Origin of the sequence: Draconibacterium sp. (genome assembly GCF_041583095.1) — a bacterium.
Lineage (GTDB): Bacteria > Bacteroidota > Bacteroidia > Bacteroidales > Prolixibacteraceae > Draconibacterium.
Genome location: NZ_JBFHGM010000157.1, coordinates 1 through 11,907, shown reverse-complemented (window position 1 = coordinate 11,907; position 11,907 = coordinate 1). Strand labels below are relative to the sequence as shown.

Genomic DNA, 11,907 nt, shown 5'->3' with positions numbered 1-11,907 from the left:
CAAACCGGATCAACATTTAAACCGTTTGTGTACCTGGCAGCCTTGGACGAAGATATATCGGCAGATACTTATTTTGTAAATCAAAACAAGGTTTACGAGGAATATAAAGACTGGGCCCCGCGGAATTCGCACAACGAATATGGTGGCTACTACTCCATGAAAGGTGCTTTGGCAAAATCGTTAAATACCGTTTCGGTTGATGTACTTTTGGAAGCCGGAATTGACGAAACCATTGATATTGCCCGGGACCTGGGAATATCGGCCGATCTTCCCGACTATCCTTCCCTGGCATTGGGAGTAGCTTCAGTATCACTAAAAGAAATGGTGGAAGCTTTTGCCGGCATTGTAAACGACGGGAAACCTGTAAAAGCAAATTACCTGTTGCAAATTGCCGATAAGAACGGAAAAGTTCTTGAAACATTTAATTATGATTTGCCTTACGAGCCGGTGGTTTCACCTGAAAATTGCAGGGCGGTAATAAATATGATGGAAGCAGTTGTTGACGGCGGAACCGGACGGGGAATCCGTACCGTTTATAAAATTCCGGGCGATTTTGCCGGGAAAACCGGTACCACACAAAATAACTCGGATGGCTGGTTTATCGGTCTTACACCCGAGCTGGTAACCGGTTGCTGGGTAGGCGCCGACGATCCGCGTGTACATTTCCGTACAACAACCTATGGGCAGGGTGCATACATGGCTTTGCCAATTGTTGGAAAGTTCTTTTATAAAACCTACCACGACAAAAAATTTGAACACCTGCAATACAGCACTTTCCCCGATCCGGAACCGGAATTACTGGCTATGTTAAATGAACCGGAATACAAGGAAGTGCTGGATATTGAAAAACACGGCTTCGATTTTGCCGGTATTTTTGGGAAGAAAGAAAACGAAAACCTGAAAGACAGACCAGACGTTAAAGCGGAAGAGAAAGAAAAAGGTCAGCTCTGGAAAAAAATCAAAGGTATATTTAGTAAAAAAGACAAGTAGAGCAATTAAACAAAACGATCATCGGAACGGTGTTTGGCGGGTAAGTCATCGTCTTTCGAATCCAACCAGCCAGAAATTGCATCTGGGCGGTTATCCACTTGCCTGAAAAAAGGTTTGATATCGATCAGTGGTGTTCCGTCCAGCATATCGGCACCGGTAAACCAGATTCTATTTCCTTCAATTTTAAGTAACTCAACGGTTGACAATCCAATTGGCGACGGGCGTTTGGGCGATCGTGTGGCAAAAACACCGTGCTCTTTGTCGTCCATAAATGGTTTTACTTTTAGTTTATAGCCGTTAACCAGATGAAGATGGTAAAGCAAAATCAAATTCGAAAAGCCCTCAAGCCCTTCCAGGGCCGCTGTTAAATGTGGTTCCAGCTCGATGATACCAACATACTCTTTTGCCCCTACCGACTGAATCGGAATGTTTGCAATTGTTTTATGTGGTGTGGAAATCGTACCTATTATACTTAATTCAACTTTTTCTAATTCTTTCATAATTTGGCTATTGAACTGATGATCAAAATAGTAAATAATACAGACATTATTGATGCCAATTTTTTCTTATTCGAGTGCTAAAATAATTTTTAATTTTTACTTAAATTAGCAGCCACAATTCGGGATGTAGCGCAGTCCGGTAGCGTACGTCGTTCGGGACGACGGGGTCGCAGGTTCAAATCCTGTCATCCCGACAACATGAAACCTTTCCGCTTTTGTGGTAAGGTTTTCTTTTTGGAATAAAACCCGATGACAATTGAAGTGAAACTCTAAAAAGAAAACGCTTCGAACGAAGAGAGAAAGGTTTTAGGTTGAGCATCCCTCCCACTTTCGCTTTCTAAACATATACCCTGCCACTATCAGCTAAGTTCTTCAACTTCAGTAAAAACTAATCAAGATTCGGGCACAAAGCACTTGTTTTTCATGTTCATGTGCTTTATAGTCCACCTGTTTTACCCAATACTCCACCCTATTTTCTTTTTTGTTTTCAATCTTTGACCGTAAATTTTATACCTGACTAATACAATAAAGCAAGAAGCAGAAGCATTGCAGAATACGATCTGTAAGAGTTCCTGGTTTTAGTCTACGGGGAAAAGTTGGTATTATTAAATTTAATCAAACAATCAGAAATAAATCAATGAAGAATCAAAAACTAAGCTTATTGGAAAAAATTGGCTACGGATCGGGAGATGCTGCCGTTAACGTGGTTATATCTTCCATGTTCCTTATCATCACTTATTTTTACACCGATATTTTTGGCCTTAAACCCAAAGATGTAGCCCTTATGTTTTTACTGGTTCGGCTTATTGATGCTGTAAGCGATCCGTTGATGGGATTAATAACAGACAAGTATAAATTTAAAGGAGGCCGGTTTCGTCCTTACTTTTTGTTTCTGTCGGTTCCTTTCGGAATTTCGGTTTTTCTAACCTTCACCACGCCGGGTTTCGATTATGCCGGAAAACTGATATACGCCTACATTACCTATATTTTTGTAACACTGATGTTCACATCGGTTACCATTCCTTATATTTCGCTAATTGGGGTTTTAACCAACGATCCGCAGGAACGCCTGTCGGCAAACGGGTACCGCCTTTTCTTTGCAAAGGTGGCTGCTTTTATGGTATCGATAGTGGTTCCTATTATGGCTGAAAAGCTTGGGCGCGATGATATGGGAAGAGGTTACCAGTTGGCCATGGGTTTAATGGCGCTTATGGGTACCCTGCTGTTTTTATTTAGCTATTTTACTACCCGCGAGCGTATCGAACATGTTGTGGATAAAACACCATTTTTTCAGCAATTAAAATACTTGGTAAAAAACCATCAGTGGCTCATTTTATGGGGATCGTGCCTGTCGGGTACGGTTGGTTATGTAATCCGTAGTTCGGTAGCTATTTTTTATGCAAAATATTATCTGGGTGGCGATGCCGGAATGCAATCCACTTTTATGGCAACCGGTGTGGCAGCGGCCATTTTGGCTATGCCTTTGTCAACGCTTATTACCAAACGCTTTTGTAAAGTGAAGCTGTTCTGGATGTCGCAGTTTGGAGTGGGCGTACTAAGTGTACTGATGTTTGTATTGGTTAAACCACAACCCGACAGTATACTTTTGGCCTACGTGCTATATTTTATCCTCTCGCTGGTGGTTGATGTGCACGCACCTGTATTTTGGTCGGCCATTGCCGAAGCGGTTGACCATGGCCATGCCGAAACAGGGAAACGCGTTTCAGGTCTGGCATTCGGAGGTATTTCTTTTGCTCAGAAAGCAGGAATGGGAATTGCCGGAGCTGTGGTTGGCCTGTTGCTTGATGCGTTTGGATATATTCCTGATGCCATTCAAACAAAAACAGCACTAACCGGACTGGCAATTATGCTAACTCTAATACCGGGTGTTTTTCATGTGATCAACGGAATGTTGATTTACCGATATAAAATTACCGACAAATATTACGAAACGATAAAAGCAAAAATTCACATTTAAGATGGATACTACAGGAAAAAATGCGCCATTGGTTGAGCAGCGCGCCGATCCGTTTGTGTATAAACATACTGATGGATATTACTATTTCACCGGCTCGGTGCCAACTTACGATCGCATTGAATTACGAAAAAGTAAAACCATAGCGGGCTTAAAGGAGGCTGAAACGTTTGATGTATGGTTCAAGCACGAAACCGGGCCGATGAGCCGTCATATCTGGGCACCCGAAATTCATTACCTCGATGGCAAATGGTATGTTTATTTTGCCGCTAGCCAAGAGGAAGACATTTGGGCGCTACGACCTTATGTTTTGGAGTGCACCGGACAGGATCCTTTAAAAGATGAGTGGATAGAGTTAGGGATGATGCAGGCCGCCGATGGCGATGAAAAAACATTCATCGATTTTTCGCTGGATGGAACGGTATTCGAAAATAAGGGCAAACGCTATTTTTGCTGGGCCGAAAAAACCGGTGGTCAGTTTGCTGCTTCTAATTTATATTTAGCAGAAATGGAAACACCTGTAAAGCTGAAAACCGTACAATTTATGCTTACAACACCCGATTACGATTGGGAAAGAGTAGATTTTTGGGTGAATGAAGGACCGGCAGTAATCAAAAATAAAGGTAAAATCTATATTACGTTTTCGGCAAGTGCCACCGGCGCCTGTTATTGCATGGGAATGATGGAAGCGGATGAAGACGCCGATCTGCTGGATCGTAATTCGTGGAAGAAATCGAGATATCCCGTTCTGGAAACCGATTACGAAAAGAAAATATATGGTCCGGGACACAACTGTTTTACCGTGGCTGAAGATGATGTAACGCCAATTTGTATCTATCATGCCCGTGATTATGAGAAAGCTGTTGGTGATCCTGCAGTTGTTCCTGCCAGCGATAAACGACCTTTGGAGGAAATTATTGAGGATCCGTTGTACGATCCAAACCGTCATGCACGAGTTATGGAGGTTAACTTTGATGCTGACGGCAGACCGGTGTTTGAGTTTTAGTTGAAATGATTATAAGCCGAAAAGGTAAAACCAAAGTGGGGGCAGTATGAAACAATACAGTTCCCCACTTTTTATTTTGCTCCATGTTTTTACGCTACATGCCCGAATAGTCTCGCATCAAGAAAGCACGGTTTGAGTGCCAAAACAGCAAAGCGCGTATCAAAACCGAATTAATACTTACTTGTTGGTCAATCATGTTAGAATAGGTATTTTTACGACCAGGTTTTAAACTGGGCATATTTATGGTAAAACTGTCGGGTAAATACGTTGTTGCTTTCCTGATCCTCATTTTTTGTATTACTACAGATACTGTATTTGCAAAATCGACCGAGCAAATCAGGCTAAATGTGCTTACTACAAACGACGGGCTTCCACAAAATACAGTTGATGTTATTATAAAGGACAGCAAGCGTTTTATGTGGTTTGGAACCTGGAACGGACTGTGCCGTTTTGATGGCTACACCTTTAAAACCTTCCATACACAAGAGCATGAATGGCTGAAAGGCAATATGATTCAGGCTTTATGTGAAGACGACGACGGCAACCTTTGGGTTGGGACCGATAAAGGCCTGTCGTTTTTCAACTATCAGTTGTTTCGGTTTTTACCCGTAAATGAGTTAAGCAGTGAAGTACTGAACTCTTCAGTTACAACAATCGCCAAAGACGAAACAGGTGCAATCTGGGTTGGAACTGAAGAAAGCGGATTGTGGAAAATAACAAAAAGCGGCGAAGGCACATTATTATGCCAAAAACGTTTTGGAGATTTGCTACCGGCAGAAAATATAAACCATATTTTTATCACCCCCGAAAAAAGTATGTTTGTTGGCACCGACAATGGTTTGGCAGTGCTTTTGTTGGACACAGAGAAAATCGTTGACAACTATTCTTCATTGATCGACGAAATAGGAACCATTAGTATACAGTCTGTTTTTCAGGATTCAAGAAGCAATCTGTGGATTGGCACATCTGAAGTGGGCTTATACTATTCCGAAAGCAGTTCAAAAAGTATTCAGTTTTTTGGCGCAACAAATACAAGCGAAGAAGATCTCGACCACCTGACAATTCGCGACATTATTGAAGACCAGAACGGGACAGTTATAATTGGCACGCTTGGCGGACTGAATTATTTCGACCAAAACAACCAAACTTTTTCGCACCTTTCCAACGATTCGAAACTTAGCAGCCCATTTGTAAATTCGTTGTATGCCGATAAGGTGGGCAATATTTGGATTGGTACCGAAAAAGGAGGAATAAACCATTATAACTCTTATCAAAAGCCATTTAATGCGCTTACCCACGAAGCTTCCAATCCTAATTCAATAAGCCACAATACCATCAATTCCATATTTGCCGAAGACGATGTTTTATGGGTAGGAACAGCCGGTGGCGGAGTAACCCGCATTAGCGACAACGGCCTAAATACAATTCATTTCCAACATTCAGACGAAAATCCCCAAAGTATAAACAGTGACTTTGTAACCTCTTTTATCCGCGACAGCCAAAACCACCTGCTGGTGGGGACCTGGGGTGGCGGTTTAAACAAATTGCTCTCCGAAAAACAAAATCGTTTTGAAATTCTGGTAAACATACCCGGCGACAACAGAAGTCTGTGCAGCAGTTTTATTTCCAGTCTCGAATACCTCGACAACAAACACATTTTAATAGGTACGCGAGGAGGACTTGATATTTATAATCCCGGGGAAAATATTTTCCTGCATGTTCACGAAAAAATGAACATCGATCAGGCGCTCGAAGTTGGTTGTATTTTAACCGACAGCAAAAACAGAGTCTGGGTGGGTACCGAAAATGGTTTGTACCGTTTCAAACGATCAGAACTACTTGCGCTTGACGAAAATACCGAACAACTCGATTTCGAGAAATATTTAACCGATCCGGCTGATCCAGAATCGTTAGCCGGCAATTATGTTATTTCTTTTTGTGAAGCACACGATGGAACCATTTGGATTGGCACCTACGGAAACGGCATTTGCAAATATGTTGAAAACGGGAATGGCGGCAGCTTTATTAATTACAACCAACAGAACGGATTATGCAATAATGTTGCCTATGGAATTGAAGAAGACGTTGAAGGAAATTTGTGGATATCTACCGATAATGGATTATCGAAGTTTGATCCGGTTAGCGAAACCTTCCAGAATTACTATTCAAGTGATGGATTATTGAGCGATCAGTTTTATTGGTCGGCCTCCTGCTCCGACGACCAGGGGAATTTATATTTTGGCGGTGTAGAGGGCCTGAATTATTTTAACCCGGCCGATTTCGAATCGTATCCAAATATTCCGCAGCCGGTATTCACTCAATTTTCGGTATTTAGCGATCCGGTGATCATTGGCGAAAAATACCATTCAAAAGTAATTTTGAACGCACCGATAAGCGAAACACAGGAAATCTCGCTCTCCTATAAAGATGCTGTTTTTTCCATCGAGTTTTCGGCGTTGGATTATTTCCAACCCGGGAAAATAAAATATGCCTACCAAATGGAGGGAGTAGATCAAAACTGGGTTGAAGTTTCGTCGAACCGCCGTTTTGCCAACTACACCAACCTTTCCGGAGGACAGTATGTTTTTAAGGTGAAAGCTGCCAACAGCGATGGTATCTGGTCGGAAAACTACACTTCACTTACCATAACCATTGTTCCTCCGTTTTGGGAAACAGCCTGGTTTCAAATACTGGCGGTGTTGTTTATCATTGCAATGGTTTTAGTTTACATACGCTACCGTACGCAATTCCTGAAAGAACAAAAACGCAAGCTGGAAAAACAGGTTAGGGAGCGTACTTTTAAAATTGAGGAGCAAAAAGAAGAACTTGAAAAACAAAACCAACAAATTGCCAAACAGCGCGACGAAGTAATTGAACTGAATGAAAAGGTTAAGCTGGTAAACCAATTACGTTTACGTTTCTTTACCAATATTTCGCACGAATTCCGCACACCGTTAACGCTTATTATCGACCCCTTGGAGCAGTTAATGAAAAATATGAAAGCCGACGTTAACACCCAGAATACGCTAAATATTATTAACCGCAACGCACAACGTTTGCTGCACCTTATTAACCAGTTGCTGTATTTCCGCCGTATTGAAACCGGAAAACTGCAACTATACGTTAGCAAAGGCAATCTGCAAGGATTTTTATACGGTATTTTCGAGTCGTTTAAAGACCTGGCCGAGCACCAGAGAATTAACTACCGCTTTATTGAAACCGAAATAAATGAAGAAACCTGGTTTGATGCAGAGAAAGTGGAAAACGTATTTTACAACCTGCTTTCCAATGCCTTTAAAAACACGCCGGCTTCAGGGGCAATCACTTTAAAAGTTGAGAAAATTACAAAAGAACGGGAAGATTGTATTCCAACTCCGTTTGTGGCAATCAGTGTTATTGATACCGGACGCGGAATCTCCAAAGAACATATGCCCCACATTTTTAACCGCTTTTATAAAGATACAGAATCGGGAAAACAAACCGATTTTACCAGCTCGGGGATTGGTTTGGCACTTACTTACGAGATTGTTCAGGCCTTAAGCGGCGAAATTAAAGTGGAAAGTGAACCTAAAAAAGGCAGCACCTTTACGGTGTGTTTGCCGTATTCGAAAGACCGTTTTGATTCGGATGCCATTAACGAAACCAATGTGCCCACCGAAATCAATCTTGAAGGCAGGGTAAATGTACTTACCGAGCATATTGTGGCGCGTAAAACCAACTACGAACTGGATGAAGTAACATCCGGCAGCAAAACAAAACCTACCATTTTAATTGTGGAGGACAATTTCGATTTGCGTAGCTTCCTGTTACAAACACTCCGATCGGATTACCGGGTTTTAGGTGCCGAAAACGGAAAAATCGGTCTGGAAATGGCCAAAAAATATTCGCCCGAATTGATTATCAGCGATGTGATGATGCCTGTTATGGACGGAATTGAATTGTGCAGCCGTCTGAAAAAGAACATCCAAACCAGCCATATCCCCATTATTCTGCTTACGGCAAAAAATATGGTAGAAAGCTGGATTGAAGGACTGGAAACCGGTGCCGACGACTACATTCCGAAACCTTTCAACCTGCAGATTCTGCAAATAAAAATGCGTAACATCATTGAATCGCGCCGAAAAATAAAAAGCATATTCAGCAGTCCGGAACAGGTGGATCCCGAAAAATTGTCATCAAACAAATTGGATGAAGAGTTTATTATAAAAGCATACCAGGTATTAGAAAAAAATTACAGCGAACCAGACTTTTCGGTGGAACAATTTGCCCGTGAAATGTTTGTAAGCCGAAGTTTGCTGTATAAAAAAATTAAGGCACTAACCGATCTTAATATTACCGATTTCATCAATTCATACAAGTTGAAAAAGGCAGTTAAGATGATAAAGACCACCGACCAATCCATATCAGAAATTGCTTTTAAAACCGGTTTTAACGACCCAAAATACTTCAGTCGTATCTTCAAAAAATTCTACGGATCAAGTCCCAGTGAATTTTCTAAGTAATTCATTTGTAGATTTTTACTAACGCATAAAACCTCCCTATACAAGATTTCCTCATTCGTCCACTATCAATATTAAATTGTCCACCATATTGGATACCCTCCCACCGTAATTTTACGTCAGAATTTACGTGTAAACCAATTTTATTAATTATGAAGAGAAACTTAACTTATTTATTGAGCTTATTTCCTTTTACTTCCGGAATAAGTAAAAATACTAAACTGTTGAGGCGTGCCTTGTACGTGGTAGTTTTAGCAGGATTTAGTATAGTTGGGTGCGAGGAGTTGGATACTTATTCAATTGATGCACCCGGTGACCTGCAAAGCAGAATCGATTCAATTGCAGATGCAAAAGCCAATATGGATACAGGTGATACCACTTACATCAACATTGCTACTGCGATAGTTGGTGCTGAAGATTACAGTTCCGGCTGGTGGACTGCATTCTCTGATTATTTCACTGTACCATCTAACAAACTATTGCATATCGGGTTTGTGAATCACAATGGCGGCAGCCAAAACAACTGGAACAACTGGAATCTTGGTGTAGCCAACGAAGTAGCAGATCGTGATGCTGACGGGTACGCAGAATATTTTGTACTGCGTTCTGATGCTTACGGCTGGGGTAACGAAGATTTTGATCTGGCCATGATCTCTCAAAACTATCCCGATACCGATGGAGATGACGATATTTGGAACGACTTCCGCGCAACCATGGATGGCGCCTATGTTACAATAGAAATTGACCACTCTGCTACCGGTAATGTATTTGTAACTGCCACCGCTGTTGGAACCAACGGAACTGAACTGGTTCAAACCTATCAGCAACCGGTTTCGGCCACTAAAGATATCACGGCTTTCTTAATTGGTGATGCCAGTTATTTCGAAATGAAAGAAGCTTATCTTCTGCCATCGAAAGTTACTGTTGTTGAAGATGTTGCACCCGTATCAATTTCGGTTACTGGAGCTCCTGAATTTGTTGAAATCGGCATCGAAGATTTCTGGGGAAATGCAGTGGCTACGGTCACTTATGCCGACGGTTCGTCTGAAGTAGTTGATACTACTGATATTTCATTCTCAGTAATTCCTGATATGACCACCCTTGGACAAAAAACGGTTATTGTAGCGTATAACAAAACCAAACAAGGCGAATTGAGCGCGCCTGTAACAACCTTATATACTTTGGAAGTTACCAACTCGGTTACTGCCCTTGAGGTTACAACAATGCCAAATATTACTGAATACTATTTCTATACCGATACGATGGGTATCATATTCAACACCACAGGATTGGTTGTAACAGCTACCTATTCAGATGGTACAACCGGCGTTTTGTCGAATGAAACGCTACAGTTTAGCACTATTCCGGCTGCCGCGGGTGTTCAGGAAGCAGTTATTTCATATGTTGGTGCAACAAGCACAGTAACTACAACATGCACGCTGACGCTTATTAAAGGTATTGCGCAGGTAGGTGCTTACGATTTTTCTACCGGTTGGTGGTCACAATTTTCTGAGGATTACCCGGTTGCTTCAGGCACAAGTAAAACAATTAAAATGTACGCTTACTCTAACGGAGTTAATAACTGGAACAGTCCGAGTACTATTCTTCGTAAAGCAGACATGTCTGAATATGGTGTAGTTCGTATGGACAATTTCGGTTGGGGCGATGGTTATGCCACAGCAACCCCTGCCAATGACTGGAACTTCGACATTTTTGGAGCAAACATCAGTGGATCAAGAATTGAGATCACTGTAACCAATAACGGCGACAACACTGCCGACATTCGTTACGATGTTACCTATGCCACCGGCGAAACACATTTCCAGGAATATGCAGGAATAACGGTAGACAGCTCGGATTTGAATGCAGCCATTGTGTTGGAAGGATCTTATATCGTAATTGTTGAATAATCACTTTGATAAAACATATTTAGACATGAAATATTTATTTTTAATCCTGTTGGGGTTGCTGGCATTTTCAACGGCAACATATGCGGAAGGTAACGGTACTGCCGACCAGGTGTCAATAGCTCAACAAGACAACATAACTGTAAATGGTAAAATCGTTGACGAAAACGGAGAACCGCTTCCGGGCGCAACCATTCAACAAAAAGGAACAACAAATGGTACCATTACCGATATTGATGGTAACTTCTCTCTTTCTGTTCCTTCTGATGCTGCACTTTCAATCTCGTTTATCGGATACAAAAGTATTGACGTAAACGTTGAAGGAAAAACTCAACTCGGAAACATTACATTGGCTCCGGATATGATCGGCCTCGACCAGGTAGTGGTTGTAGGTTACGGTACACAACGTAAAGTCGACCTTACCGGTTCGGTTGCAATTGTTGATACCGAAGAGATGAAAAAAGTATCAAACTCAAACATTTCAACTATGCTTCAGGGTAAAGTATCGGGTGTTCAGATTACATCTGACGGACAACCGGGAGCCGACCCAACAGTACGTATTCGTGGTATTGGTTCATTTGGTAGCACTGCTCCTCTTTATGTTGTTGATGGAGTGCCAATGGGAACAACGATTCGCGACTTCTCGCCAAACGATATCGAAACACTGCAGGTGCTTAAAGATGCGGCCGCGGCGGCAATCTACGGTTCGCGTGCTGCAAACGGTGTTGTTATCATCACCACAAAGCAGGGAAAAAAGAACCAGGCGATGAAAATCGACTATAAAGGTTACGTAGGTATCGATCAGGTACAGGAAGGTGTATACGATGTAATGGATGCATCGCAATACGCTCAATATGTTACCATGGCCTACAATAACAGCAACATGGATGTTCCTGCCGGATACAATCCTTCAAGTGATAAATACCTTGATCCGAGCGAAGTAAACACCGATTGGTTCCAGGAAGCATTTAAAACAGGTATCCGTCAGAACCACAACATCAACTTATCGGGTGGTGGCGAAAACAACACT

At 41.8% G+C, this 11,907-nt stretch carries 7 protein-coding genes and 1 tRNA gene; 7 read left to right on the top strand and 1 reads right to left on the bottom strand.

Going from position 1 to position 11,907, the window contains the following annotated elements:
• On the top strand, positions 1–990 hold a 990-nt coding region (locus ABZB17_RS14470; protein ID WP_372651048.1), incomplete at its 5' end, for a penicillin-binding transpeptidase domain-containing protein.
• A 5-nt stretch (positions 991–995) separates the two neighbouring features.
• On the opposite strand, the gene tsaA is transcribed toward ABZB17_RS14470, so the two are convergent.
• On the bottom strand, positions 996–1,490 hold the full coding sequence (gene tsaA, locus ABZB17_RS14465; protein ID WP_372651047.1) for a tRNA (N6-threonylcarbamoyladenosine(37)-N6)-methyltransferase TrmO: 495 nt from the start codon (positions 1,488–1,490) through the stop codon (positions 996–998).
• Between the two features lie 120 nt (positions 1,491–1,610).
• Between tsaA and ABZB17_RS14460 the strand changes: the two genes are divergently transcribed.
• From ABZB17_RS14460 to ABZB17_RS14435, 6 genes are all read left to right on the top strand, one after another.
• Positions 1,611–1,684: transfer RNA gene (locus tag ABZB17_RS14460), tRNA-Pro, on the top strand.
• Positions 1,685–2,127: 443 nt separating this feature from the next.
• A complete protein-coding gene (locus tag ABZB17_RS14455) occupies positions 2,128–3,468 on the top strand; it encodes an MFS transporter (RefSeq protein ID WP_372651046.1) in 1,341 nt (446 codons plus the stop codon).
• Position 3,469: 1 nt separating this feature from the next.
• Entirely contained in the window at positions 3,470–4,471 is a 1,002-nt protein-coding gene (locus ABZB17_RS14450) for a family 43 glycosylhydrolase (RefSeq protein WP_372651045.1), read from the top strand.
• 242 nt (positions 4,472–4,713) lie between these two features.
• Positions 4,714–8,973 (top strand): two-component regulator propeller domain-containing protein, encoded by a 4,260-nt coding sequence (locus ABZB17_RS14445; protein WP_372651044.1) that lies wholly within the window; start codon positions 4,714–4,716, stop codon positions 8,971–8,973.
• A gap of 149 nt (positions 8,974–9,122) precedes the next feature.
• Positions 9,123–10,880, top strand: a complete 1,758-nt coding sequence (locus tag ABZB17_RS14440) for a hypothetical protein (RefSeq protein ID WP_372651043.1) — start codon at positions 9,123–9,125, stop codon at positions 10,878–10,880.
• Positions 10,881–10,905: 25 nt separating this feature from the next.
• Positions 10,906–11,907, top strand: a 1,002-nt coding sequence (locus ABZB17_RS14435; protein ID WP_372651042.1) for a SusC/RagA family TonB-linked outer membrane protein, incomplete at its 3' end; no start/stop codon positions are given.